The organism is Methylomonas koyamae, assembly GCF_001644025.1.
Lineage (GTDB): Bacteria > Pseudomonadota > Gammaproteobacteria > Methylococcales > Methylomonadaceae > Methylomonas > Methylomonas koyamae_A.
The window spans coordinates 25,640-48,997 of the sequence record NZ_LUUK01000151.1 but is presented as its reverse complement, the minus strand read 5'-3'; the positions used below and the strand labels follow the sequence as shown (position 1 = coordinate 48,997).

Here is a 23,358-nt window from a genome sequence, read left to right as displayed (position 1 = left end):
CACCTTGCCATAAACCATAGAATTTGCTCGGGAGCAAACATGCGCATTGTTCGATTGAAAGTGTTGTTAACCAGTCTTGCACTCGGTATCGCGTTCGGCGGCCCGGTTCAGGCGGAAAATGCCGGGCCGCAAGATCATGCCGGCCATCACGGATCCGACAGTTTCGAGTGGCCGGGGATCTACAACGGTTTTCTGCCTTGCACCGATTGCGCCGGCATTAAGACTTCGCTGGCGCTGAACAAAAACAGTAGTTATATGTTGATGACTCAATTCGCCGGCAAGTCGGATCGCGAATTTGTCGAGAAGGGTAAATACAGATGGGACGACAAGAGTAAAACCATCACGTTGACCCCGAAAAACGGTGGCGCCAGCCATGTCTATCTGGTCGGCGAGAACGCGCTGACCCAGCTTGACGAACACGGCAATCGCATTTCCGGCAAGCAAGCGGAACGCTATCAATTGCGCAGGACCGACTTTACCCAGCAAGCGCCGTCTCACGGTGGACATTAAGCCGACTGCCGGGTTGCGGGTGCAGGTAGCGGCAACAATGGGCCGGTCTAGGAGATTCGCTTGACCCATCGATAGCGCACTTCGGAGCGACCGCTCATTCCAAGACAAGATTGCCATTGCAACTTTAGGAATCAGGGATATGCAACTGACTGCTCATACGGATTACGCGCTCAGAGTGTTGATTTATTTGAGCCGTAATACCGATAAATTGGTGACGATTAGCGAATTGGCGGAGTTTTTCGGTATCTCCAGAAATCACTTGGTCAAAGTGGTGCACAAATTGGGACTCAAGGGATTTGTGCGAACCGTGCGCGGCAAGGGCGGCGGCATCCGTTTATCCAGGCCCGCTGCCGAAATCAATATCGGCGCGGTGGTGCGGGAAGTGGAAGGCCGGTTTCAGATGGCCGAATGTTTCAACCCGCAAAAACAAGGGGTTTGCGCACTTCAAAACGGTTGCCGCTTGACCGGTTTATTGAGCGACGCGGTCGAACAATTTCTGGCGGTACTCGACGGCGCGGCGCTGAGCGATATGGCGCTGGAACCGTAAATCCCACTCGGTTAGCGGTAATGATCGCCGACGTATGGGTTGCTTTTGCGCTCCGCGCCGAACGTCGACATCGGCCCATGTCCCGGGATGAATTTTACGTCGTCGCCGAGCGGCCAAAGTTTCAGACGTATCGAGTCCAACAACGCCTGATGGTCGCCGCGCGGAAAATCGGTACGGCCGATCGAGCCCTTGAACAATACGTCGCCGACAATGGCCAAACGCGCGTCGCTATCGTAAAAAACCACATGCCCCGGCGTGTGGCCAGGACAATGTAGGACTTGTAAGGTATTGAGTCCAACCTGAACGCTATCGCCGTCCCGCAACCAGCGGTCCGGTTTAAAGATCTTGGTTGGCGGAAAACCGAACATCCGGCATTGCTCCGGCAACAGCTGTATCCAGAAATCGTCGTCTTGATGGGGACCGGAGATCGGCAGGCTCAGCTTTTCCGCTAGCGCCGCAACCCCGCCGACGTGGTCGAGATGACCGTGAGTGACCAATATCGATTCCAACTCGGCGTCGTGTTGCGCAACGGCCGCCAAGAGCAGTTCCAGGTCGCCGCCCGGATCGACCAAAGCGGCCTTGCGGCTGCGTTCGCAGACCAGCAGCGTGCAGTTTTGCTGGTAAGCGGTGACCGGGATAATCTGATATCGCATCGTTAAATGTTCAGCAACAAATGTGCCGGCGCCTCCAGGCATTCCTTAATGATGCCGAGAAATTGCACGGCTTCCTTACCATCCACCAAGCGGTGGTCGTAGGACAGGGCCAAGTACATGATGGGCCGGATCACGATTTCGCCGTTCTCCACGATCGGCCTGTCCTTGATCGCGTGCATGCCTAAAATCGCGCATTGGGGCGGATTCAGGATGGGCGTGGACAGCATCGAACCAAATATCCCGCCGTTGGTGATCGTGAACGTACCGCCGCTGAGATCCTCGACACTGATGGAGCCATTGCGGGCTTTTTGTCCAAAGTCGTGTATGCCTTTTTCGATGCCGGAAAAATCGAGTTGATCGGCGTCGCGCAGAATTGGAACGATCAGCCCGCGCGGGGTGGTGACGGCGATACCGATGTCGTAATAGCCGTGGTAGATGATGTCGTTCCCGTCTATCGAGGCGTTGATGGCCGGGAAACGCTTCAAGGCTTCTATCGAGGCTTTGACGAAGAAGGACATGAAGCCGAGCTTGATATTGTGCTTGGCTTCGAAACGGTCCTTGTATTGGTTACGCAAATCGATGACGGCTTTCAGATTGACTTCGTTAAAGGTCGTCAACATCGCCGCGTTTTGCTGGGCGTGCAGCAAGCGTTCGGCGATTTTGGCGCGCAACCGGGTCATCGGTACCCGTTGTTCCGGACGTAGACTGGCCACCGCCGATGTCGACAGCGGGGCGGGGGAGGCTTCGACGGCGGCGTCGACCGGCTTGCTTGCCTGTTGCTCCTGCAAATAGTCCATTACGTCGCTCTTCAATATCCGCCCATGTTTGCCGGATGCTGGAATGGCCTGTGGGTCGAGTTCGCGTTCGGCGACGATTTTGCGGACCGACGGGCTCAGAACCGGCTCGACGCCACTAGCCGTCAGCGATCCGCCGGGTTTGTCGGCTTGTTCGTCCAGTAGCGCCAGGACCTGACCGGCGACAACCGTCGAATCGTTCGGAATCAAAATTTCCTTCAGGACACCCGATCGAGGTGCAGGCACCTCGAGAATGACCTTGTCGGTTTCCAGATCGGCCAGGTTCTCGCCGGCCTCGGCCCAGTCCCCGGCTTGCTTGTGCCAAGCGACCAAATTGGCATCGGAGATGGATTCGGGGAGGCTGGGGACCAATATTTCAAAGCTCATGAGTTGTTCCTTCGTTGCTACCGTAAAGTGCGGTGTGAACCACCGCTTTTTGTTCGTTGAGATGGGTTTTGTAATTGCCAACCGCCGGTGCGGCGGAAGCTACTCGGCCGGCATAGCCGATCGTAATCTCCGGGGAAACGTGTTCGATGAAATGGTGTCGGCTTTGGTACCACGCGCCCTGGTTTTTCGGCTCTTCTTGACACCAAACGATGTGTTCGACGTTGGGGTATTTGTCCAGTTCCTGCTTGAATCGCTCATTCGGGAACGGATAAAGCTGTTCGATCCGGACGATGGCAACGTGATCCAAGCCGTCTTGGCGCCGGGTTTCCAGCAGATCGTAATAGACCTTGCCGGCACACAGTATTAGTCGAGTCACATGAAACGGATCGATATCGTCGATTTCCCCGATAACGGTCTGAAACCCGCCGCTGGTCAATTCGTCCAGCGTCGATACCGCCAATCTATGGCGCAGCAGGCTTTTCGGACTCATCACGATCAACGGTTTGCGGTATTGGCGCAGCATTTGCCGCCGCAATAAATGAAAAATTTGCGCCGGCGTCGTCGGCACGCAGACCTGGATGTTTTGGTCCGCGCACAACTGTAAATAGCGTTCCAGGCGCGCCGAGGAATGCTCCGGCCCCTGACCTTCGAAACCGTGTGGGAGCAGCATCACTAAGCCGCTGAGCTTGCCCCATTTGGTTTCGCCCGATGCGATAAACTGATCGATCACGACTTGCGCGCCGTTGGCGAAATCGCCAAATTGCGCTTCCCAAATCACCAATTTGTCCGGCTGCGTGGAACTGTAACCGTATTCGAAACCCAGCACCCCGGCTTCCGACAGTAGCGAATTGAAAATTTGCGGCCGGCCTTGCCGATCGCTCAAGTGTTTAAGCGGGATATAGTTCTCGCCGTTGGCCTGATTCAATAAAATAGCGTGGCGATGGGAAAACGTGCCGCGGCCGATGTCCTGGCCGGTCAAGCGAATGTCGTAACCGTCCATCAACAACGTGGCGTAGGCCATATTTTCCGCGAAGCCCCAGTCCATAGGCAAATCTCCGTCGGTCATTTTTTGGCGATCGTCCATCACCTTGGCGACCCGAGGGTGCAATTCGAAACCGGACGGCAGACTTTGCAGCCGCAAATTGCAGAAGCGGATGCGTTCGATGCTGACCGTGGTGTCGATCGGGATATCCCAATGTTTATTCAAGTAGGGTTCCCAACGTGCCGAGTAGGAATACACCTTGTTTTCGATGATAGGCCGGGAAACCGGCTTACCTTCGTTCAACAACTGCATGTAATTCTGTTCGAGTTGCTGAATGCCGGCCTCGTCGATCACGCCTTCCTGCACGAGTCTTTGACCGTAGATTTGCGGCGGCGTGGCGTGTTGGTGGATGGCTTTATACATCATCGGCTGAGTCGCCGCCGGTTCGTCGGCTTCGTTGTGACCGTGACGGCGGTAGCAGATCAAGTCGATGACGACGTCCTTGTGGAAGGTCATTCGATAATCCAGCGCCAATTGGGTGATGAAGACCACGGCCTCGGGATCGTCGCCGTTGACGTGGAACACCGGCGCCTGAATCATGTTGGCGACATCGGTGCAATACAGTGTCGAACGGGCGTCGAACGGATTGCTGGTCGTGAAGCCTATCTGGTTGTTGATGACGACGTGCACGGTACCGCCGGTCGAAAATGCCCGAGTCTCCGCCATGTTCAAGGTTTCCATGACGATGCCTTGCCCGGCGAATGCCGCGTCGCCGTGTATCAACACCGGTAGGATGACATCGATACCTCCTATGCCGTGTCTATCCTGACGAGCCTTAACCGAGCCCTCGACCACCGGATTAATGATTTCCAGATGCGAAGGGTTGAAGGCCAATGTTAAATGTATCGGACCGCCCGGCGTGGCGATATTCGACGAAAACCCCATGTGATATTTAACGTCGCCGGTCAAGGCGCCGGGCATCGAGGTGTGAGTGCCTTCGAATTCGCCGAATAATACCGCCGGACTTTTACCGAGTATGTTGACCAACACGTTAAGACGGCCGCGGTGAGCCATGCCGATCACGATTTCCGTGACCTTGCTTTCTCCGGCACGCTGAATCAGTTCATCGAGTATCAAAATCAGCGATTCGCCGCCCTCCAGCGAAAAGCGTTTTTGACCGACATATTTGCGATGCAGAAACTTTTCCAGGCCCTCGGCGGCAATCAGTTGTTTTAACAACCATTGGCGTTTTTCCGGGTGACTGGAGAAATCCGGTTTGGCACCTTCCAATTTGTTTTTGATCCAACGTTTGGATTCGTCGTCGACGATATGCATGAACTCGCTGCCGATGCTGCCGCAATAGATTTGCTGCAAAGTCTGGATGATCTCCCGCAACGGCAAACGATCCACCCCGCACAGACCGCCGGTATCGAACAGCGTGCTCATATCCGCGTCGGTCAATCCGTAATAAATCGGCTCCAAATCGGCGGGCATCGCCGCGAGTTTGCCCAAAGGATTATTACGGGCGATTTGGTGTCCCTTGACGCGGTAATGGTTGATTAAGCGAGCAACCGCGGATTGCTTTTTGACGCTTTGTTCGGTAAACCCGCGCATTTTGGCGAGGCGACCGGGTTCGGCGATCGCCAGCTTCTCGAAACGCTCGACGATGATGCTGTGCGGCGTATCCTCGGTGGAGCCGCGATGAATATCGTCGAAGCGCCGCCGCCAGACTTCAGAGACCGTACTGGGATCGTGCAGGTATTGTTCGTATAGGGATTCGACGTAAACGGCGTTGCCACCGTAAAGCGAAGATGATTCTTCGAACAGTTTCAAGAGGCTAGTCATATCCGGGGCGGCTGGAATCACAAGTAAGGAGCATTATGGTAGAGCTAAAATGATATATTACCAAGCAGTAAGTGCGGAACCGCGCCGGTCGATATTCCGGCTCGAGCGGTATTTCAGCCCTGGGAAACGTCGGTAAACACATGTCTGAAAATAAAGTCGTTATCAAAATAAACTACGATAAATCCAGAAGCGGTCAAGCACCCCAAACACCGAAGATGGTAACTGTTTGGCATACCGGGCGAATTGCCGCGGTAGCCGGGTTAATTGCGGCGGCTATCATGCTATCCGCGTGGTTACTCATCGACAATAGCGAGCAAACCCCGGCTAACCTTACGCCGGAAACCTTGCCAATGGCCCCGGAAACTAGTATGCGGTCCGACAATGCAATTGTGGCGCCGCAAGTTGAAACGTCGCCGTTGGCGGCGCGAAAATCTCCCGGAGAAACTCCGGTTTCTCCAAGCTCAATCTCGGAACAGAAACGTCAACCGGCCATCATTTACTCAAGGAAAGTGATTCGGGCATCGTTAACCTACGCTATAAAGGATACCGAGCCGACCGAGCAAGTCAAATCGGCTTCCGTTCAGATCAGGAAGGAGCCAATCGAGTTATATTACTTCAACGAGGTGAAAAACTTGAAAGGTAAGACCTTGTTTCATCAATGGTTCAAGGACGGCCAGCCGGTACTCAAAAAGACAATCGAGGTAAAAGATAATAAAGCCAAGGTTTGGACTGCTAAAAACTTGTCGTCCAGGGATAAAGGTCAGTGGCGAGTACAGTTGCTTGGAAAAAAAGGCGAACTATACTCAGAGACGGGATTCGATGTAATCCAATGACGGTATTTTATTTATTACAAGTTGATGATAGAATCCGTTGCGTCATTTAATTATCTGAGGAATATATGACTGATTTAACTACTTTATCCGAATCTGAATTGCAAGCAGTTATCGAAAACGCCGAGAAAGTCTTGAAAGACAGACAATCCAGCAAACGCAAGGAAGTAATTGCACAAATCAAGGACTTGGCGACTTCTATCGGCGTTGGCGTTGAAATACACGAACTCGACAAAAAAGCCGAAAGAAAAATCGGTAAAGTTGCCGCGCGTTATCGTAATCCGGCGGACGCCAACCAAACTTGGTCCGGTCGCGGATTGGCACCAAAATGGATGCAGGAATTACTGGCCGCGGGTCGCGACAAAGCGGAATTTGAGATCGCTTAATCGATCGCTTCGGTTCCCTGATTTGCTATCCAGGTCCGCAACCGATTAACTAGCCAGTCAGGGTCGTCCAGCGGTAAGTCGTGGCCAGCCCACGGATGGCTATCATTGGATAATTGCCAGCGTTGGCTAACGGCACTAGAGCAGGCCGGAGCGACCAGTCGGTCGCCGAGGCCGCTCAATACCAACCAAGGCATGCCATCGGGCGGGGTTTTCGGCCGAAATCGAGCCGCCGCGATCAATTGCTTGGCGGCGTTGCTCGGATTTACCGGGCGTTCGCTTTGAATATCGAGCCAAACATTACTCAATTCCTCGATATTTCGAGTTTGATTCGAGACCAGTTCCAAAATTCGCCGTTCGCGGCGACCAATTTCCCGCTCCAGTAAAATATTTGCCAACGCCCCATAGCTTTGCCAGCGTAGCCGTCGATAAAACGGACTCACGCCCGAGAAACTCGTATTGATCAAGCACCCTGCGGCTACGTCTGCGGGATAGCGACACGCCCACTCCCAGGCCACCATGCCGCCCAGCGACAACGCCAACAGTGTGACGGGGCGTTCAAGCGCGCCGGCTCGATAGGCTCGCTCACGGGTTAGTTCCAGGATGCTGCCTATCGAAGTCGGGCAGGCCTCACGAAAATGACTACCGGTACCGGGTAAATCCACACAGGTGACCGTGGAGGCTGGGAAGGCTGACCGCAGGCGTAAGGGAAAGTCGCCCCAATGCGCGGTTTCCCTCGCTAGACCGCGCAGTAGCAACCAATGACGACCGGCCTCACCCATACCAATTCGCCAAGGCTTGGCCGCGCAAGATTTGCTGCCGTTCCGGGTCCAGAATCGCCCAAGCGCCGGGATGCAGCAAACACCGGTATAAAAAATCGAACAACGTCAAGTGGCGGCGCATGATGCGTTGTTGACGATGCGGTAGTAACGGATGGAATAAGCCATGGCGTTGAAATAAATGGGTCGGATTTTTGCGCAACCACAGCCAGGACCCCATTTCCAAGGTCAACGGTAAAAACAATTTGCCTCTGGCACGGCGCGCGACATGGTCGTCGTAAAGGTAATCCCATAAATCGCCGCTGATCACGTATTCCTGACTCATCGGTTCGATTTTGTAAACGTGATGAGGGTAGCAGGCGTCGAACAGTTGCTTCAATGCGCAGGCCTCGGCGATGTCCGGGTACGGGGTATGGTTGGAGGCATACGGAAACCACAGCCGGTCCTGGATCCCGAAGCCGGAATGCAGGTCCACGGCGATCGCTAGCGGAGCAGGAAACAGCTCGTCGTGGACGACTCGGCACAGTGCCTGGGCTTCCTTCTCCATCCGCGATTCGTCGCCCCGGTACCAAGGCAAGCGCGCGCTCAGTCGCTGGCCGCTGTATAAGCGGGTTTTGCCGACGCTTTCGATCGGCGAATTGCGCATCAAATCGACCCCGTTCCCGTTGCAGCGCGTACCCCGGAATACGCCGACCGGATTTACGATCGGCATAAACACCAGCCGCGACTTGGTCAAGCGAGTGTTGAATTCCTCGTCCCAGTCCAGCAAAGCCGCTATGGTCTGCATATAGGCCAGGATCACTTCGGTGCCGATTTTCTCCAGGCCGTGGATGCCGCCAAAAAAGGCCAGTACCGGAGCATCGGGGCGTTCGGAACCGAGGCTGATGCAGTGAATCGGGAATTCTCTACCCTTACAGGCTACGGTTTCGACAACGCGGCATCTGGCACGAGAGCCCAGGCGCGCGACGACCGTCTCGAGTTCGTCGAGTTCGGAAAAAGCACGTTGCATGATTGGCGTTACCCCGCCAAGGATCGCTCTATATAACGTTGGCGCTTTTTCGGCGCAATTTTGTCAACTTCGACCATGATCAGGCTGTCTATGCAGTTATTGAAGTCCGGATCGATATTGAAGTCGATGAAATGACAGCCGTTATCCACGCATAATTCCACGTATTGCTTGTATAAGGTTGGCACCTTGACGCCCAGCTTTTTCAGTTCGGAATTGAGAATCTTGAAGCTGGTTGAATAGTCGCCGGCGAATTCGGCGGCCGCGAAATTCTGACCGGTTTCGGAAATCGTGAACGGCATCCTGGCAATCGCGTGGGGGAGGGTGGCACCGAATTGCTGGCGGTAAAATCCCACGATTAACTCCTTGGCGGCGTAAGGATAGGCGTTACTGATACTGACCGGCCCGAACAAATATTTAATATCGGGACGTTCGCGCAAATAGGCGCCGATGCCATACCAGAGATACTCCAGACTATGCTGCCCCCAATAACGCGGTTGCACGAAGCTGCGGCCCAGTTCGAGGCTGTTGGGCAGATAGTCGGCGAACTCGCTTTTCAAGTCGAACAAGGTTTGACTGTAAAAGCCCTCGACGCCATGATTGGCCAAAATGCGCGGACCGTCGCCGACCCGGTAGGCGCCGACAATTTCCAGATCGTTGTCGTCCCACAATACGATATGGCTGTAATACACGTCGAACTTATCCAGGTCCAGCGCCAACCCGGTACCTTCCTCGACAGTGCGGAAGGTCAGCTCGCGCAAGCGGGCGATCTCTCGCATCACCGGACAGTCGTCGCGAAATTCATATAGAAAGATCTTTTTGCCATCGCGGGTTTCGCCCAGCAGACGCGCTTGGAACAAGGCTTTTTTAATCGCCTTGGTATCGGACGGATGCACGACGGTCGCCACCGTGTCGAACAAGGCCAGTTGGTTTTTCTTGCCAAGATTCTGCACGTGCTTGCGAAAGCGCTGGCTCAGTTGTTTATTGGTTTGCTCGGTTTCGGCGTAAGCCTGGTAGGGGATAGGCGCACCGACCCGAAAGCTGATTTCCTGGCCTTTCTTATTGAACATTTCCTTGACCAACAGAAAGGTACCGAGCGGTTTGTACAGCGTGGACATGCTGTAAAACAACGCGGAATTCTTGGCCTTGATATGGATGGGTAAGATCGGGCATTGGGCTTTGCGAGCCAGCTTCAAGAAACCGGTTTGCCATTTGCCGTCGCGTATGCCCTTGGGCGTGATCCGCGATACTTCGCCGGCCGGGAAGAAGATGATCGCTTCCTCGTTTTCCAATGCATCCAGCATAATTTTGTAGGTATTTTTCAGATTCTTTTGTTCGGACAGCACGTCGACCGGCAAGAATATCGATTGCAGCGGCTCCATGTGGTACAGCAAGCGATTGGCAACGATACGCACGTCTGGTCGCACCGAGCGGATCAATTTCACCAGCGCCAAGCCGTCCAAGGTGCCGATCGGATGATTGGCGACGATCAGCAGCCGCCCCTCGGCAGGGATGTTGTTGTAGGATTCGTTACCGACTTGGTAGCTGAACTTAAAATAATTCAGCAATTTATCGAGAAACGCGAAGCCACGCAGATGTTGGTTTTTGCGAATGACGTCGTTGAAGTCGTCTTCATGTATCAGTTTTTTCAATGCCTTCAGCAGCAGTTTGTTGTCCTTGCCGAGTTTCAGGTCGGGGTAAGTCTCGTGCAAAATGCGTTCGGCATCGATCATGGGCGAATATCCTGGTCAAAACGGTAGTTGCCGGGATTCTAATGACAGAATATGTCAGAAATATGTCAACGCTTGGCGCGGCGGAAGCGCGCCGATTTGGAGAAGCTCTGTTATCCAACACAGTTTAATCGGCGACAAACAGTGCGGTGCGTATTCTGCCGCATAGCCAATCCGGTAGCGTTGAAATTGGCCTATACTTTGCCACTTTAAAGCTCAGGAGATCGCTAATGAAAAGCGTGTATTTTGTTCTTATTCGGACCTTAGTAATTGTGTTGCCGAACTTAGCGGTCGCCGAACTGTACAAGTGTAGCGAGAACGGTAAGATCACCTATCAAGCCAAACCTTGTCGGAACAAGTCCGCCGAAAAACAAGTGGATATTGAAATCAGCAATCCCGAGCGTAACGCCAAAGCGTTGGAAAGGCTGAAAGAAGTAGAAGCCGATTACCAAGCTAAAAAGGAACAAGAAGCCTTGCGGGAAAAAGCCCAACACGAGGCCGCGCTTAGGGCCGCCGAAGTGAAGGCACTGGAGCGCAACGCCAACGCCCAGGTCGATCAATCGGAAGCAATGCGCAAACAGGTCAAGGAACTTGACAGCGCCGAGAACGTGCGCGGCTCCATCGTCGGCGAAAAACTGCGCTGAATTCTTCCCGGCCGGACAGCCGCGCGGTTTGACCAGAGAGGCGGCGGGTTTACGCGTATTCGATATGTTGCAAGGTCAATTCGGCCTGTAGCCATTTCAACCAACCGTCCATGCCTTCGCCGGTTTTCGCGGAAACGGCCAACACTTTGATTTTCGGATTAACTTGCTTGGCGTAGCGTATGCACTGCTCGCTGTCGAAATCCAGGTAGGGCAGTAGGTCGATCTTGTTCAATAGCATTAAGTCGGCCGCGTAAAACATATCAGGGTACTTAATCGGCTTATCCTCGCCCTCGGTCACCGACAAAATTACCACCTTGTGAGCTTCGCCGAGGTCGAAGGCCGCCGGGCAAACCAGATTCCCGACATTTTCGATGAACAACAGACTGTGCCGCTCGAGTTGCAAGTGCTCGAATGCGTGGCCGACTCGGTGAGCGTCGAGATGGCAACCTTTACCGGTGTTGATTTGTAGAGCCTTGACACCGGTGGCGCGTATCCGTTCGGCGTCTCGCGCGGTTTGCTGGTCGCCCTCGATGACCGAGATAGCGAATTGGCTTTTCAGGCGTTCTATAGTTTCGGTCAACAGCGTGGTTTTGCCTGAACCGGGGCTGGATACCAAATTCAACGCCAAGATGCCGCGCTCAGCCAAATAGTTGCGGTTTTCCGCGGCGTAGCGGTTGTTGCCCGCCAGAATATCCTGTTCGATCTGTACCATCCGCGCCGGCGTTAAGCCGCTGGCGTGCGCGTGCTCCGGACTCTCCGCGGGATGATGCGAGTGATGATGGTCGTGGTCGTGATCGTCTCCGTGACCGTGGCCGTGTGTATGAGAATGCTCGTGATGATCGTGGTCATGCGAGTGATTTAGGCCCTCGCCGCAGCCGCAGACGCCGCACATTATTCTACCTCCAGTTCTTTGATGCGCATTTGATGACCGTCGGTCACCTGTAATTGATGACTGCCGCAAAAAGGGCATTCGTCGTAAAATTGCTGAACTTCGACGGTTCGGCCGCAGGGCAGACACCAAGCCATTCCGGGTACCGTCACTATTTCCAACCCGGCACCTTCCGCTAAAGAGCCTCGGACTACCAAGTCGAAACTAAATCGCAAGGCTTCGATTTCTACCCCGGCCAGCGCGCCAATTTCCAGCCAAACGGCTTTCACCTTGCGGTACTGTTGAATGGGCGCTTGCTGTTCAAGGGTTTGCAAAATGCTCTCGCAAAGCGACATTTCATGCATGTGTTAATCCGTTGAAATCTCGAACAACTAAAAATAAAGGATTCCGAAACCCGACCATGATTCATTCGTACGACAGGACAGGGCTTCGACCGGAGAACTTCTGCGACAGCCGATCAAGCGGGGCATACGGCAAACGGCTTAACAAGCGTCGGTATCGTAATCCCATTCCAATCGATATTCCACGCACGGATCGATGGCTGCTATCCAAAGTGAGGCTTGACGTTTAAGCGTCTCACTATCGCCGTGCAAACGATACAGTCCCTGGGCGACGACGCCGTCCGGATGAAAATTCCATTCGGTCGGCGCCACGATCCGGTAATCGTATACCCGGCCTTGGCGCAGATCCAATCGATGCAGCAACAATCCACGCGCGGCAACTACTTGGCTCAAGGCCAAGCCATCGGCCACCGGGAAAGGCGGTGGAATGATGCTGGTATCGTCCAAATGTTGAGTCAATGCCAACATTCGAATCGGCAATTCCGCCAGCTCGCGCAATCTGGCTGCGATTCGTACTAGCAAACCATTGCCGTAATGTTGAGATAAGCCGGCAATCGCCGGGCTGGCGGATTGCCGGTTCAGCACCGTGGTTTCCCGGCAACGGGCTTGCCACTGTGGCGCTCGGCAAAATTCCGATGGAGCCTCACCGATCTCCGTCGCCAGCTTGGCCGCAGGCAAGGGCGGTAGAAGTTCGACTGAATTTCGCCCCAAATCCGCCCATCCAAAATCGACGATCTCGCGCATTAGCCGAGCGGCGGGGGCCTGACAGTACCGCCACCAGTCTTTCCAGTCGTCTAAGCTGGCGATTTGCAAAACAGTTGCCAAACTGCCGGCGAATACGGCCTTATCCAGCGTGTATCGCAGATCATCGAGTAGTTCGACGATGTCTCCACTTGCGTTGGCCGTGCTGCTTAAACTAAAGGCGTCGCCGTCCTTGAACAGTATGCGCTTCAGTTGGTCGTCGCTCCGCAACAGGGTTGCCATCGCTGCCTTCTCGGCTTTTTCGGCCAAGACCTCTGGCCAATCCAGCAAAATTCGCCAAGCCAGTTCCCGCATGCATTCGGCGAGAACCAATATTTGGCGGGCCGATTCGCTGGCTATGGTCTCTGGGTGATCCAAAACGGCCCGACAAACTTGTCGGGCCGCATAAGCCTGAGCATTGCCGCACACCGAAAACAACACTGGTAGCGTATGCAACAACTCCCGCGCCGACAGGCCGTGTAGAATCTGAGTTGCCGCAATCGGGCGGCTGGATGCTAAGCGAACGCCGCTTATGCTCTCGCCAGTAACGGTTAAATGAATATCGATGCGGCCGGCGGGTGTCACGACGCCGCGTTCTCCGACCATGCGCCACGCAACCAGTCGCGCCGACTCAGAGACGGCGGCTTCGGGCCGGCAAGCAAGGCTAGCAATGCCGATTCGGCGGTTGCTTGCGCGGCGGCTTGATCGGCAAATTCGAACATTGGGGAAAACAACGAGCATAACGCATAAGGGCCAACGCCGTCGGCATGGCTGACCAAAAAGCGGTAATTGCCGTAGGGGAACCGGCGTTCGAACGCAGCGCCCGGTACGTAATCCCAGTCGTCACAACTGATCGGCAGCATTGTCAAATTCATGCTCCACGGCGTGATTAATATACCGAGCCACTCGTTGCCGTAACGTTGCAATGCCGAGGTTTGCACGCTTAATAGCGGATTTATAATCGGTAATTCCCGCATTCGGCTTGCTAGTATATTCTCGAACGTTGCGGTCAGCGCGCAACGGATCGATTCTCCGTCTGGGGTAAGCATTTATTCGGCCAGTAATAGAAACCCTTGCTTAGGACTGTCGCATTGAGGGCAGGTCCAATGTGCCGGCAAATCGGCAAAGGCCGTGCCGGGAGGCGTTTGCGACTCCGGATCGCCGTCGGCAGGATCGTAAACGTGCCAGCAGATTTTGCATTCCAGTCGGGCGTCGGCGGGCAGGGTGCCGCAATCACCGCCGTAGGCTCCACCGAAAAATGAGGCGTTCACGAATATGCTCCGACGATTTCCCGCAAGCGTTGACTGCTATCGGCAATATCTTCGGCTGAGGCTTGGGCCACGCTAGGAATGTCGCAAATTTCCAAGGTATTGAGTATCAGAGTATCTTGCGAATTGTAGTATTGCACCCACCAGACGTAAGTCGTAGCAGTAGCGGTTATTCGACAATTGCCGTAGCCGCGCGACAGTATCGTTACTTTACCGCAGCCGAGACTTTGGTCAAGAAAGACCAGATCCTGTTCGGTTTGCGGCAGCAAACTCAGGTTGATTACATGAGCGTCATGGCCGGATTGGTAGCTCGCGATGTGAGCATTGAGTTCGGCGATCAACGGCGGCGCGTTCATGACGCCTTCCGGCAAAGCGGCCATGTTTACATCGAGCGATGGAGCCGCGCCGGCGAAAGCCGTTTCCGCCACCGATGGTGGGAATGCGCCAACTTCGAGACTATCCTTGACCAGTCCGCCAAGTGAGTCGCGATGCTGTAAGCGCCAAACGCCGGCCAATATCGATTCCTGCACCCGGCCGTTGGCGCCTCCGTCAATCAACACCGCGACCTCGCCCTCACCAAGCAGTTCGTCGATGAATTGGCGATTTTCGTCATCCAAGCTCAGTAAATCGATGGTGTTTCCGGCAGCCGGAAAGTTGTCCAAGTTCGCTTGCAGTTGTATGGAGAGTTGTCTCGCCGCTGAGAGAGCTGGCGAATTGAGGCTGGTTGAAATCCGTGGCATTGCATACGTCAGCATCTCATTCGGCATGGACAAATAGTCGAATTCAGCGCCGTCCGGTTCTGACGGTTGACTGCCGCGACCGAAAATAGGGAGAGTGTCTGTGGTCATGGATAAATAGGAATAGGACGGACGAAGCCAGTCGTTTAATTTTTGAATACACGCGAGAGACGATTATTCCCGCAGTAGCGCTAAGGTTGTCAGCTAACTTTGCCATAATAGCTGCCGAAGTCAAACTGTTTTTGCCGCCCCAGTGACGTCTTTTCCACCGGAATTGGCGACTTAACGAGGGCAGAGCAGAATTGGCCCGACCACAAATGTCAGTCATCTGACAAAAGACTTGCCATGTCTGTAAATACCTGTATAATTGCTCAAATCAATCGCGGGGTGGAGCAGCTTGGTAGCTCGTCGGGCTCATAACCCGAAGGTCGTAGGTTCAAATCCTGCCCCCGCTACCAGACAGATTAAAGGCCTAGGTTTAACGACTTAGGCTTTTTTTTTGCACGAATTATTGCGTCATCATTGCCTTTAAAAGCAGGATAACGGCTAATAAACCATCGGAAAAACCGCTGATTTAAAAATTACTGGCCACCACAACGAATTCCGTTTCCGTGTTTTTTACTGATCGCCTCGGTTTAAATGAGTTATGAATACGCTATATTTGAAGACTGGCCGACGGAGAAGCATTAGACCATCTGGTCTTCGTCTGAATACAGATTAGCAGCATCAAAAAACTCAACTGTACAACACTGTCGGTTTTGTCATCACTCCGTTTTAGGAAATCCTATGTATTCGTCATCCGATGAAATTGGCATTATCACAGCCTACGTTGAGCAACTGGAAAAGGAGTCGATTCCATATGCTTTGACCATCAAAAAGCGGGTTTCTGCTGGCGACACATTAAATGAAATCGAGATTATGCATTTCGAGCAACTATTATCCGAGGCGCGAATGATGATGCCGATGTTAAAGCACCATTCAGAGTATCAAAAATTAATAGCGGAACTCGCCAGCCTATATCATGAAATCTCGGAAGAAGCCTTGCGAAACGAACTCAACAAGAAAAAATAGTAACCGTTGCTTCCAAAAAAACTGGGCGTGGAATGGTATATTATTTAACATAATATACATTATACGAAGTGGAAACGCCGCGCAGGCCGTCGGCTCAGTTTTTGCCTAGAGTGGCTTTTTAACCTGAGGGAGTCAAAAAGATGGCTAAACGGAAGTCTTCGTTTTATCACGTGCGCTGGAACCGCGTCGGCTTGAACGAGGAACGCGCGGCGGAGGTCCTCGGCGTCAGCGTCGAGGAGGTTCGCCGGTTTGATTTGGAAGGAAACCCGCTCGGTGAGCGGGTTTTGCTTTTGTGGGATCGAAAACACGTCGGTGTCGAAGGCTGGGACGGCTTCGTCTTTACCCGTGGCAAGCTGAAATATAAGTCCCATCTGTGGTCGGCCAAGTCGCTACTCCTGTGGCGAGACCAAACCGACGAAATCGAGCGGCTCCAGGCGGAGCTGACCCACCTTCGCAGTTGGAAAGGCCTGGCCGGCGAAGCCGTCCAGAAAATCAAAACCGGCCGACGGTAAACCGTCGGCCATCGTCCACCAGACGCTTCGACGCCCTCAGGTCGTAGCCGTCGCCTTCCGGCTCCGTGTTTCGCGCCTGAACCGTCTCCTCATGTCGCTTAAACGACGCCAGCGGCGCTTCTGCCTGGTCGACGTTCGAGCCCTGTTGAAAAGCAACAGAGGCGGAACGTTTGAAGCCTAGCTCTGTAGCGCCCGATTTGTCTGGTAAGTGGCGTGGTGGGGCTGTTCGAGGCGCGTTCCCGTGCGGGCGTCCGGCTGGCTTCGCTGGCCGGACTGCATGAGGCGTTAGCCGCGCTGGCGGCGACGATACGCTTTCTGGCGGCAAGCCGACGAGCAATAACGAGGCTCCGGGCCAAAATTCTCGCGACGAATCAACCGCGCACAATGACAACACGGAACAGCGCGTGTAAGAACATAAAAAGGCTCATCGCCAACAATTAATCTAGACATCCGGAAACCTGTAACGTTGTTATTGCGATCGGAGACCTGTAACGATTATTCCGGGTAGTAGGACACGTCGGTAATTTGCGCCCAGTCCCAAGGACAGGCAACGGGAAAGGCGTCAATGTCGATGCCGGTCTCTTGGAAGGCTTCGTAGCGCGCGGTTTCGTACGCGTCGGCCAGGATGCCATCGAGTTGAGACTTCAAACCGGGATTTTCTTTCAGGATTTTCTGAAAGCGTGACCGCTGGACATCAATGCTACATTTCCAGCTTTTACCGCGTCGTTCGGGCTGATAGCGCCACTTGAGCAGGTGCAAGAACAGCACGGCTAGCCGTGATTCGACGGCGCGTTTTTCACTCCGGCCCATGCTTTCTATTTCCTCGATCAAGTTGTCTAAATCCAGTTGAGTGAAGCGGCCGGAACGCAAGGCGGCAGCCTGTTCGATGGTCCAGCCGTAAAAGTCGGTTTCGTATGACATGGCCCCTACTCCGGTTTGCTTTCTGTTACGTGTAACTTTTTATCGACGTAATCGAAATATGCCGTTTGAGTGAGCTGGCTTATCAATTGTTTGTCGGCGGATTGAATCAATTGTTCAACCATCGCTTGAGGCGTCACGCCATGATAGCTAGCCAGGCATTCCAGTTCCGAAAAACGCCGATAGTCTAACCACCAATGACATAATTTATGGCCGTTGTTATCAGAGCCACCTCTCCAGGCTTTACGGTTGCGAAAATCAGCCTGGCGTTCCGCGTTGGTCTTTGCCTTGCCGGTGGATGGCCGGCCGCGACGTTTAGGGGTGGGAAATAATTCGATGGTTTGTTGGTCGGTTTGGTCCTTCATAAAGCCCCCCTTTTTCAAAAGTTGCTTTATTGTTACATGTCACGTTAATTATGTCAAGTTATTTCGTTACATGTAGCGGTAATTAATTCACGTTCCTGGGCCATTTTCCGGCGGGTGGTTTTGATGGCGTCAAGCACTTCACGAGGATAGAACGGCGCAAGCAACAAGAACGCCAGGGGACGCCAAAGATTCCAGCTTAGCCAGTTGAGTAGCGCTATTAGCATTACTTGTAACGGCTTTTTGTTAATAGACTTTTCAGGCTCTTGCCATTGGCCAAGCAAGTGCCATGCAGACAACATCGTGTACGGTGCACGCATATCGACGAAATTGCCGTCGATCAATTCCATGCCGGACTGAAAGACTTGGCCGGTTCGATAGGCTTGATACAGATCGGAGCCGCGATATAGCTCGCGATCATGCACAATGGCCGACGAACCGTAGCCGGCTGTAATCGTCGCCAACGTCCCTTTGGGCATACGCAGACCCAACGTCTTACCGACGATCGGGACACGATACTTTGCCATCTTGCGGCAACTCACGTGATAAGTCAGCAAGGTTTCACGTAGCTGGGGGTCGCAAAAGTCGGCGGACTGCATGAGAAATGCCACGTTCCAGCCGTGTTTCCTGGCGTGCAAGAACCAGTCAAGCACCCCTGCCCTTTCCTTGTCTTGCCAGGGCCGAGAATTCAGCCAGGTCAAACACTCATCGAGCACGATCAAGCCAAAGCGGCTTTCATCGTAGCCTTCGGCGACAGGATAAGCATCGCCCAACTGATCGAAATGCGCTCGAACAGGCTTATCCGGCAATCGAATAGCAGTCGCCTCAGACTTAGCCGACATCATGTGTTCGAGGTACAAATCCAGATTTGTGGCTACAGGACGGCCGGCGGCCAGATATTCGCGAATCAGCTTCACGGCGAACATCGTCTTACCAGAACCCAGCTCACCGGTAATGAACAGATTCCCGGCGGAAAAATCGGCTAATTCCATTTTGTTACCTGTAACGTTAAATAACTGTTAAATCGCGCGTATTCATGCCGGACTTCACGCGAAGAATGCGACCTAGCACCACAGCGCACCAGCCGGACAAATGCAGAGACACCAAACAACCGCAAAACGTCACCAATTCAGTCGGAATCAACGACATGCCGAACTTGGCCATTTCGGGTAACGTGGTCCAAGCCGCCGCGACCGCGCCGCACGCACCGGACACCGGCGATAAGCAGGTATTTGCGGCGGCCGTCAGTGATGCAATCAACGCCAGCCACATGGTGATAAAAGCGGCATTAACAGCCACCTGAAAACCGTATTTCGTCGCTATAAAAGAAAAAACCCGAGTTAATCCAGAACCAAGAAACGACAGTAAAAACTGCATAATTACACCTCTTTAACGGTAGTAGACCAATATTCGAAAGCATGAAGCATGGCGAACACAGCGAATAGCCAAACAATCAGCGGACGGCCATAGCTATCGTAAATAAAACAAAACTTATCCAGCGAGATAGTGCCGAATTTGCCGGCACTAAATTCCATGGGATAACAGGTATTGCTGGCAAACGTCCAAAACGCCACCGGTTGAGCCGTTGCGGCGGGATTAGCGGTTAATGTCGTAGAAACACCATTAATCGCTTCTAAATAGGATTGACGAGCGTTTAAAACCGGTTGATCGATATTGGTTAAATCGGGCGATTCTTGAGGATCAAGCAACGTTTTTACTTGCTGCAAGGTCGCTTGCTGGGCCAATTGCGAAGTATCGATGGTTTGGGCGACATTGGTGATTGTCGTATTGTTATAAACGGTACTGGTCGCCTTCGTGACCGTACCGAAAGAATCGGTTTCCAATACGTCGCGTTGAGTTTGCGGGTTACCGTGCGCGTCTTCACTTTGAGTTTCTCTAGCAATCGACAATCCACCGCGATCATTCGGCCGAATTGCTATCGATGTCGGATTGCCATAAGGGTCTTCGCCAGTACCTTCCAGGGGAGGCGGGTTTGTGGCGACATCTGGATCGCGGGGATCCGGTTTAATCACTGGCACGCCGTCAGCACCGAAACGAATATTCCAGGACGGAACGCCGTCGGAAGGATAAGGAACAGAAGTAACATCCTGCAAAATACAAGAAGAACCACTCTTGATATAACCGGCCGGGCAAGTAACCTCGGTTACCTTAGACATTGTATAGGTCCAGTTTGACGACGTACCGTCATTTAAAGTCGTCTTAATCGTACAAGCAGAATCAAGAACAGATAAGACAGTATTCTGAGGATTCTTTGTAGGATTTGCGCATTGATCACGAGATTGAAGCCAGCCATTCAAACTATTGCATACTTGAGTATTTGAACCGGAATAAAAAGCCTGAGGCCCGCATGTCTGAGGGCCTACAGTCATAGAATACGTATCAGAAGACACGCTACCAACGGATGAAGAAGGGTCGGTATATTCACGAACGTTAACGCCGGCTTGTATCCGCAGTTGATTAATGCCCTCACCCACGGCGACACCCACCAACGCAGCACCAAGAGAAGCGCCCAAACCATACGGCGTAAACGTACCCTTGAAACCCGATGCGGTTTGATACGCTATAGGCGTTGCAGCGGCCACAATCGAGGTTAGAGGCGTAGTGGGTGCGGACGTGGGCAGTTTGTAGATATAGCTCGGCAACGCGGCGGCGTGCAGGATCGGGGATGCGAAAAGACAGGCGACAAAAAAGGAAGCGGAAAAGGACCGATTTGACATGGATAGCCCCTACGAAATAAAGGGAATGGCGGGCCGTCCGGCTGCGCCGGCCGCCCCGCCTTGCGGATTACTTCGCGCCACGCTTCACGAACTTTTTAACGGCGGAGATACCCACGTCCCAACCGAGACCGGCGACCATAATCGCAATACCGATGCCGGCAGCAACGCCGAGCGTGGCAATGGTATCGACCTGTATCGATCCGAAGTCGGTAGCCTCCAGTCCGGCCGCTTGAGTAGAGGCAGTGGCAACGGTTGAGGATACAACAACAGCAATTTTGCCTAATTTAGACATGTTTTCACCTATTTTGATTTTTCGACGAATTGTCGAAGGTTAAGAAAGATACGCCCCAAGGCGTACCCAGACAGCCACATCAGGACCAGAAAGCCAACAAACCAAGCGCCCGCGCTCATCGTTGTTGACCCGATTGGAAACCTAACGCGAACACTACAACGGCGAGGCCGCAAGCCAGCAAATACTCCAGGCTTGCCTCGCCAGTGACCGAGGCAGTTGGGAGGTTGACCCAACCAGACAACATTTCAACCACGGATTAAGCCGCCGAACTGCGGGGGATATTCACCGCAGAAGAGACGGAATAAGGCTTAAGATGTTTTGGCGTTATCTGTAACGCTAATTCGCCAAAACGACTCACGGCAAAGGCGGAATCCGCGAGCATGTATTTTCCTTTAGCCACCGGGCCGACAGAATCACGTGCTTGCTGACTATCTTCGAACGCAAGGCGAAGCTTGAAATGAAAAGGGTATTCACTGTGGTCAACAAACATCAGCGCAGGTTGTTCGGCAACATAAAAGACCTGACCATTCTTGCGGCTGGTTATCTGGTCTTTAATTAATTCATCTTTTTCAATCACGACATGCATGGTTTTACCTCTACGGGTTGAGTTTAAGCGGCTAGCCGCAAGTGGTTTGGATGCCGGTAAAAAGCCGGCGGGGTTAATGCTCTTTTTTCAATCTCGATAACCTCTTTAACGATTACCGGACTAAATACAGTTAGATTGCAGGGCTTTGCAATATCAATACCGATTTTACGAAGACGAGCGCGATTGGTTTGGACCTGGGTTTTATTCAAGTCGAACTTTTCGCCATTCATCCAATTAATGGCATACAAAGCCGTAGAATTAGCGGATTGGGTACTTTTGCAAATGCCTTCAGAAAGCAATGTTTCAGTTAATGTCTGTAGATTCATGGCGGACACCTTTAGTTTTTCATCTATGCCTAGGAATTGTTCATGTAATTGTTTAAGGTCGGTGTAATCAGACAAGCCCCAAAACTGGAGATTGTTTTTTCGCAGGAATGACGAGCGAAACTTTTGTTCAAAACGGACGGCCCCGGTTTGGTCGCAATAATCCGCCAGAGCGGCGAGATATTGATATTCGTCGGAATGTTCGCCGTAGCGTTTTTTAATAATCGGTAGAGAATGCAGACGCAGTTCGTTGGCTTTTTCGTAGACCTTGGCGTACAGGTCGCGGGCATTGCCTTGCTTACTGAGCCAATCGGTGGTCTTGCCGTTGGTGTGAAGGCGTGGAACGGAGTTGCGATACGGCAGCATGGCGATGGCTTTCAGGTACGCGTCAGTACTGCCCTCGCCTACCGCAACGTTCGTAGTACAGTGAACCTCGGTAATCACTAAGCCATCAACAAACGGCGTGAGCGCGATCGATCCATCCTCTTTTTGAGTTTCACGGAAACCCGAGAAAGTACAACGTGTGAAAGCAGGCAGGCCAAGGCTTGCCAAAATACCGTTGTAGACGGCAACGCACTGATCGATAGTTGATAGGCCGAAAAGATTGTCCAGGCGATCAAAGCGAGATGGATTACCAGACACGTAAACACGACGGCCACGCACCTGAATCTGAATCGACGTTGAAAAGCTGCCTTCGTGTTTGACCCGGTTTTGTCTGGCTTGTTTAACGTCTGTAACGAAATCAATATAGGCATAGCCATCGGCGGCTATAACAGGCAAGTCGAAGTCGTAATCTTGATAGCAAGACAGCCAATCGATAAACATCTTTAGACCGTCCCAAAGGTGATATTTACCCCGGACTTCCGGGGTAAAGTGTGAGTGTCACTAGCACTTTCACACTTTTTGCCGCTGAGTGAAGCCAGTTTTTCGTTAGACAGCTCCAGCATGTTCGGAACGTAAATGCCGCGAGCTTTTCGGTAAGCGATTTCGGCGGCGCGGGATACGTCGTCACAAATGCCGACTTGCCATTGGCGAACCGGCTCGGGCAAACCGTCCAGCATGTTGACGCGGTAACGGTAATAGCTGGGACGGGCGAGCGACAATTTAGGCTGCGGAGGACTAGGAACGACCGGCGGCGGCTCGAGGTGCGAGCGGTCGGCGTGGTCGATGGCGTAAGCGGCGAGTTCGTAGATGGACGGACGCATATCAGAACGGGAGTTCGTTGAATTCGAGCTCGGTCATCAGCAGAGCACCGCGACCACCGCAAGTAACGCAAGGGACCAGTTCGCCGGAGTAGGCAAGCCTGGTAAAGCCTTGTTCAAGGCAAACATGACAACAAACGCGGCGGGTGCCGCCCTGCTCTATCGATACGGCAACAGGGCGACCGCGAAGGGCCGAGTAGGGTAAGCGTCGGAGCTTGCAAACCAGCTTGGGTAGGCTTCGAAGGAAAAAACAGAGTTTGTGACCAGGAATGTTCATAGCTTCGCCTC

General features: G+C 53.1%; 28 protein-coding genes and 1 tRNA gene. 8 read left to right on the top strand and 21 right to left on the bottom strand.

All coding sequences use genetic code 11. From position 1 onward, the window contains the following. The first annotated feature begins 39 nt into the window (after nucleotides 1-39). Together A1355_RS10125 and A1355_RS10120 are read left to right on the top strand one after the other, a co-directional pair. Nucleotides 40-510: a copper resistance protein NlpE gene (locus A1355_RS10125; RefSeq protein WP_064027605.1), complete on the top strand. Its 471-nt coding sequence runs from the start codon at nucleotides 40-42 to the stop codon at nucleotides 508-510. A gap of 139 nt (nucleotides 511-649) precedes the next feature. Then, nucleotides 650-1,057, top strand: a complete 408-nt coding sequence (locus tag A1355_RS10120; RefSeq protein ID WP_064027603.1) for an Rrf2 family transcriptional regulator — start codon at nucleotides 650-652, stop codon at nucleotides 1,055-1,057. A gap of 11 nt (nucleotides 1,058-1,068) precedes the next feature. Here A1355_RS10120 and A1355_RS10115 read toward each other — a convergent pair whose 3' ends face one another. From A1355_RS10115 to A1355_RS10105, 3 genes are read right to left on the bottom strand one after another with little or no spacing between them, the layout of a single operon-like run. Next, nucleotides 1,069-1,710 carry an MBL fold metallo-hydrolase gene (locus A1355_RS10115; protein ID WP_064027601.1) on the bottom strand — a complete coding sequence of 214 codons (642 nt, stop codon included), beginning with the start codon at nucleotides 1,708-1,710 and terminating at the stop codon, nucleotides 1,069-1,071. 2 nt (nucleotides 1,711-1,712) lie between these two features. Next, nucleotides 1,713-2,891: a 2-oxoglutarate dehydrogenase complex dihydrolipoyllysine-residue succinyltransferase gene (odhB, locus tag A1355_RS10110; RefSeq protein ID WP_064027599.1), complete on the bottom strand. Its 1,179-nt coding sequence runs from the start codon at nucleotides 2,889-2,891 to the stop codon at nucleotides 1,713-1,715. Beyond that, nucleotides 2,881-5,718 carry a 2-oxoglutarate dehydrogenase E1 component gene (locus A1355_RS10105; protein WP_064027597.1) on the bottom strand — a complete coding sequence of 946 codons (2,838 nt, stop codon included), beginning with the start codon at nucleotides 5,716-5,718 and terminating at the stop codon, nucleotides 2,881-2,883. Before A1355_RS10105 ends, odhB begins: the two co-directional genes overlap by 11 nt. Nucleotides 5,719-5,858: 140 nt before the next feature. Here A1355_RS10105 and A1355_RS10100 point away from each other — a divergent pair, with 140 nt between their 5' ends. Together A1355_RS10100 and A1355_RS10095 are read left to right on the top strand one after the other, a co-directional pair. Next, nucleotides 5,859-6,551: a DUF2914 domain-containing protein gene (locus tag A1355_RS10100; RefSeq protein WP_064027595.1), complete on the top strand. Its 693-nt coding sequence runs from the start codon at nucleotides 5,859-5,861 to the stop codon at nucleotides 6,549-6,551. Between the two features lie 65 nt (nucleotides 6,552-6,616). After that, the gene (locus tag A1355_RS10095; RefSeq protein ID WP_064027593.1) at nucleotides 6,617-6,934 is read left to right on the top strand and encodes an H-NS family nucleoid-associated regulatory protein; all 318 of its coding nucleotides are present in this window, start codon (nucleotides 6,617-6,619) and stop codon (nucleotides 6,932-6,934) included. On the opposite strand, the gene A1355_RS10090 is transcribed toward A1355_RS10095, so the two are convergent. The 3 genes from A1355_RS10090 to A1355_RS10080 are packed head-to-tail and all read right to left on the bottom strand — an operon-like array spanning nucleotide 6,931 to nucleotide 10,449. Further along, a complete protein-coding gene (locus A1355_RS10090; protein WP_064027591.1) occupies nucleotides 6,931-7,713 on the bottom strand; it encodes an alpha/beta fold hydrolase in 783 nt (260 codons plus the stop codon). The two genes, A1355_RS10095 and A1355_RS10090, sit on opposite strands and share 4 nt — an antisense overlap. After that, nucleotides 7,706-8,719, bottom strand: a complete 1,014-nt coding sequence (locus tag A1355_RS10085; protein WP_064027589.1) for a M14 family zinc carboxypeptidase — start codon at nucleotides 8,717-8,719, stop codon at nucleotides 7,706-7,708. Before A1355_RS10085 ends, A1355_RS10090 begins: the two co-directional genes overlap by 8 nt. Before the next feature lie 8 nt (nucleotides 8,720-8,727). Further along, nucleotides 8,728-10,449 carry a lysophospholipid acyltransferase family protein gene (locus A1355_RS10080; RefSeq protein WP_064027587.1) on the bottom strand — a complete coding sequence of 574 codons (1,722 nt, stop codon included), beginning with the start codon at nucleotides 10,447-10,449 and terminating at the stop codon, nucleotides 8,728-8,730. A 227-nt stretch (nucleotides 10,450-10,676) separates the two neighbouring features. On the opposite strand from A1355_RS10080, the gene A1355_RS10075 reads away from it, so the two are divergent. Next, the gene (locus A1355_RS10075) at nucleotides 10,677-11,090 is read left to right on the top strand and encodes a DUF4124 domain-containing protein (RefSeq protein WP_064027585.1); all 414 of its coding nucleotides are present in this window, start codon (nucleotides 10,677-10,679) and stop codon (nucleotides 11,088-11,090) included. A 49-nt stretch (nucleotides 11,091-11,139) separates the two neighbouring features. Here the strand turns inward: A1355_RS10075 and hypB are convergent, their stop codons facing one another. From hypB to A1355_RS10045, 6 genes are all read right to left on the bottom strand, one after another. After that, complete coding sequence (gene hypB / locus A1355_RS10070) at nucleotides 11,140-11,982, bottom strand: hydrogenase nickel incorporation protein HypB (protein WP_064027583.1); 843 nt, start codon at nucleotides 11,980-11,982, stop codon at nucleotides 11,140-11,142. After that, nucleotides 11,982-12,323 carry a hydrogenase maturation nickel metallochaperone HypA gene (gene hypA / locus A1355_RS10065; protein ID WP_064027581.1) on the bottom strand — a complete coding sequence of 114 codons (342 nt, stop codon included), beginning with the start codon at nucleotides 12,321-12,323 and terminating at the stop codon, nucleotides 11,982-11,984. Before hypA ends, hypB begins: the two co-directional genes overlap by 1 nt. Nucleotides 12,324-12,461: 138 nt before the next feature. Then, nucleotides 12,462-13,667, bottom strand: coding sequence for a hypothetical protein (locus A1355_RS10060; RefSeq protein ID WP_082885476.1), 1,206 nt, complete (start codon nucleotides 13,665-13,667; stop codon nucleotides 12,462-12,464). After that, complete coding sequence (gene hybE, locus A1355_RS10055) at nucleotides 13,643-14,110, bottom strand: [NiFe]-hydrogenase assembly chaperone HybE (protein ID WP_064027578.1); 468 nt, start codon at nucleotides 14,108-14,110, stop codon at nucleotides 13,643-13,645. The genes A1355_RS10060 and hybE overlap by 25 nt, the downstream gene beginning before the upstream one ends. After that, a complete protein-coding gene (locus A1355_RS10050; RefSeq protein ID WP_064027576.1) occupies nucleotides 14,111-14,332 on the bottom strand; it encodes a rubredoxin in 222 nt (73 codons plus the stop codon). After that, nucleotides 14,329-14,991, bottom strand: coding sequence for a hydrogenase expression/formation protein (locus A1355_RS10045; RefSeq protein WP_231883632.1), 663 nt, complete (start codon nucleotides 14,989-14,991; stop codon nucleotides 14,329-14,331). Before A1355_RS10045 ends, A1355_RS10050 begins: the two co-directional genes overlap by 4 nt. A 456-nt stretch (nucleotides 14,992-15,447) precedes the next feature. Between A1355_RS10045 and A1355_RS10040 the strand changes: the two genes are divergently transcribed. The 3 genes from A1355_RS10040 to A1355_RS10030 all read left to right on the top strand — a co-directional run bounded on the left by A1355_RS10040 (nucleotide 15,448) and on the right by A1355_RS10030 (nucleotide 16,649). Beyond that, nucleotides 15,448-15,524: transfer RNA gene (locus A1355_RS10040), tRNA-Met, on the top strand. Nucleotides 15,525-15,852: 328 nt separating this feature from the next. After that, on the top strand, nucleotides 15,853-16,137 hold the full coding sequence (locus A1355_RS10035) for a hypothetical protein (protein ID WP_064027573.1): 285 nt from the start codon (nucleotides 15,853-15,855) through the stop codon (nucleotides 16,135-16,137). Between the two features lie 140 nt (nucleotides 16,138-16,277). Continuing rightward, the gene (locus tag A1355_RS10030) at nucleotides 16,278-16,649 is read left to right on the top strand and encodes a hypothetical protein (protein WP_064027571.1); all 372 of its coding nucleotides are present in this window, start codon (nucleotides 16,278-16,280) and stop codon (nucleotides 16,647-16,649) included. A 495-nt stretch (nucleotides 16,650-17,144) separates the two neighbouring features. On the opposite strand, the gene A1355_RS10020 is transcribed toward A1355_RS10030, so the two are convergent. From A1355_RS10020 to A1355_RS09980, 9 genes are all read right to left on the bottom strand, one after another. Continuing rightward, on the bottom strand, nucleotides 17,145-17,570 hold the full coding sequence (locus A1355_RS10020) for a DUF29 domain-containing protein (RefSeq protein ID WP_064027567.1): 426 nt from the start codon (nucleotides 17,568-17,570) through the stop codon (nucleotides 17,145-17,147). A gap of 5 nt (nucleotides 17,571-17,575) precedes the next feature. Then, nucleotides 17,576-17,932: a hypothetical protein gene (locus A1355_RS10015; protein ID WP_064027566.1), complete on the bottom strand. Its 357-nt coding sequence runs from the start codon at nucleotides 17,930-17,932 to the stop codon at nucleotides 17,576-17,578. Between the two features lie 53 nt (nucleotides 17,933-17,985). Then, entirely contained in the window at nucleotides 17,986-18,921 is a 936-nt protein-coding gene (locus A1355_RS10010; RefSeq protein WP_064027564.1) for a zonular occludens toxin domain-containing protein, read from the bottom strand. A 16-nt stretch (nucleotides 18,922-18,937) separates the two neighbouring features. Continuing rightward, nucleotides 18,938-19,306 (bottom strand): hypothetical protein, encoded by a 369-nt coding sequence (locus A1355_RS25210; RefSeq protein WP_157197837.1) that lies wholly within the window; start codon nucleotides 19,304-19,306, stop codon nucleotides 18,938-18,940. A 2-nt stretch (nucleotides 19,307-19,308) separates the two neighbouring features. Then, nucleotides 19,309-20,667, bottom strand: a complete 1,359-nt coding sequence (locus A1355_RS25205) for a hypothetical protein (RefSeq protein ID WP_157197836.1) — start codon at nucleotides 20,665-20,667, stop codon at nucleotides 19,309-19,311. Nucleotides 20,668-20,734: 67 nt separating this feature from the next. Next, complete coding sequence (locus A1355_RS09995; RefSeq protein WP_064027557.1) at nucleotides 20,735-20,959, bottom strand: hypothetical protein; 225 nt, start codon at nucleotides 20,957-20,959, stop codon at nucleotides 20,735-20,737. Nucleotides 20,960-21,215: 256 nt separating this feature from the next. After that, complete coding sequence (locus tag A1355_RS09990) at nucleotides 21,216-21,545, bottom strand: single-stranded DNA-binding protein (protein ID WP_064027555.1); 330 nt, start codon at nucleotides 21,543-21,545, stop codon at nucleotides 21,216-21,218. A 23-nt stretch (nucleotides 21,546-21,568) separates the two neighbouring features. Next, nucleotides 21,569-22,693: a phage/plasmid replication domain-containing protein gene (locus tag A1355_RS09985; RefSeq protein WP_064027553.1), complete on the bottom strand. Its 1,125-nt coding sequence runs from the start codon at nucleotides 22,691-22,693 to the stop codon at nucleotides 21,569-21,571. Between the two features lie 2 nt (nucleotides 22,694-22,695). Next, nucleotides 22,696-23,073 (bottom strand): hypothetical protein, encoded by a 378-nt coding sequence (locus A1355_RS09980; RefSeq protein WP_064027551.1) that lies wholly within the window; start codon nucleotides 23,071-23,073, stop codon nucleotides 22,696-22,698. Nucleotides 23,074-23,358 lie beyond the last annotated feature (285 nt).

Bases quoted from the DNA above. Each gene is read 5' to 3' on its own strand.
- A1355_RS10075 (WP_064027585.1), top strand. From the start codon at position 10,677: ATGAAAAGCGTGTATTTTGTTCTTATTCGGACCTTAGTAATTGTGTTG.
- A1355_RS09995 (WP_064027557.1), bottom strand. From the start codon at position 20,959: ATGTCTAAATTAGGCAAAATTGCTGTTGTTGTATCCTCAACCGTTGCC.
- A1355_RS10090 (WP_064027591.1), bottom strand. From the start codon at position 7,713: ATGGGTGAGGCCGGTCGTCATTGGTTGCTACTGCGCGGTCTAGCGAGG.
- A1355_RS25205 (WP_157197836.1), bottom strand. From the start codon at position 20,667: ATGTCAAATCGGTCCTTTTCCGCTTCCTTTTTTGTCGCCTGTCTTTTC.
- A1355_RS09985 (WP_064027553.1), bottom strand. From the start codon at position 22,693: ATGTTTATCGATTGGCTGTCTTGCTATCAAGATTACGACTTCGACTTG.
- A1355_RS10120 (WP_064027603.1), top strand. From the start codon at position 650: ATGCAACTGACTGCTCATACGGATTACGCGCTCAGAGTGTTGATTTAT.
- hypA (WP_064027581.1), bottom strand. From the start codon at position 12,323: ATGCATGAAATGTCGCTTTGCGAGAGCATTTTGCAAACCCTTGAACAG.
- A1355_RS10125 (WP_064027605.1), top strand. From the start codon at position 40: ATGCGCATTGTTCGATTGAAAGTGTTGTTAACCAGTCTTGCACTCGGT.
- hybE (WP_064027578.1), bottom strand. From the start codon at position 14,110: ATGCTTACCCCAGACGGAGAATCGATCCGTTGCGCGCTGACCGCAACG.
- hypB (WP_064027583.1), bottom strand. From the start codon at position 11,982: ATGTGCGGCGTCTGCGGCTGCGGCGAGGGCCTAAATCACTCGCATGAC.
- A1355_RS10030 (WP_064027571.1), top strand. From the start codon at position 16,278: ATGGCTAAACGGAAGTCTTCGTTTTATCACGTGCGCTGGAACCGCGTC.
- A1355_RS10100 (WP_064027595.1), top strand. From the start codon at position 5,859: ATGTCTGAAAATAAAGTCGTTATCAAAATAAACTACGATAAATCCAGA.
- A1355_RS09980 (WP_064027551.1), bottom strand. From the start codon at position 23,073: ATGCGTCCGTCCATCTACGAACTCGCCGCTTACGCCATCGACCACGCC.
- A1355_RS10095 (WP_064027593.1), top strand. From the start codon at position 6,617: ATGACTGATTTAACTACTTTATCCGAATCTGAATTGCAAGCAGTTATC.
- A1355_RS10035 (WP_064027573.1), top strand. From the start codon at position 15,853: ATGTATTCGTCATCCGATGAAATTGGCATTATCACAGCCTACGTTGAG.
- A1355_RS10015 (WP_064027566.1), bottom strand. From the start codon at position 17,932: ATGAAGGACCAAACCGACCAACAAACCATCGAATTATTTCCCACCCCT.
- A1355_RS25210 (WP_157197837.1), bottom strand. From the start codon at position 19,306: ATGCAGTTTTTACTGTCGTTTCTTGGTTCTGGATTAACTCGGGTTTTT.
- A1355_RS10010 (WP_064027564.1), bottom strand. From the start codon at position 18,921: ATGGAATTAGCCGATTTTTCCGCCGGGAATCTGTTCATTACCGGTGAG.
- A1355_RS10020 (WP_064027567.1), bottom strand. From the start codon at position 17,570: ATGTCATACGAAACCGACTTTTACGGCTGGACCATCGAACAGGCTGCC.
- A1355_RS10085 (WP_064027589.1), bottom strand. From the start codon at position 8,719: ATGCAACGTGCTTTTTCCGAACTCGACGAACTCGAGACGGTCGTCGCG.
- A1355_RS09990 (WP_064027555.1), bottom strand. From the start codon at position 21,545: ATGCATGTCGTGATTGAAAAAGATGAATTAATTAAAGACCAGATAACC.
- A1355_RS10080 (WP_064027587.1), bottom strand. From the start codon at position 10,449: ATGATCGATGCCGAACGCATTTTGCACGAGACTTACCCCGACCTGAAA.
- odhB (WP_064027599.1), bottom strand. From the start codon at position 2,891: ATGAGCTTTGAAATATTGGTCCCCAGCCTCCCCGAATCCATCTCCGAT.
- A1355_RS10060 (WP_082885476.1), bottom strand. From the start codon at position 13,667: ATGGTCGGAGAACGCGGCGTCGTGACACCCGCCGGCCGCATCGATATT.
- A1355_RS10105 (WP_064027597.1), bottom strand. From the start codon at position 5,718: ATGACTAGCCTCTTGAAACTGTTCGAAGAATCATCTTCGCTTTACGGT.
- A1355_RS10115 (WP_064027601.1), bottom strand. From the start codon at position 1,710: ATGCGATATCAGATTATCCCGGTCACCGCTTACCAGCAAAACTGCACG.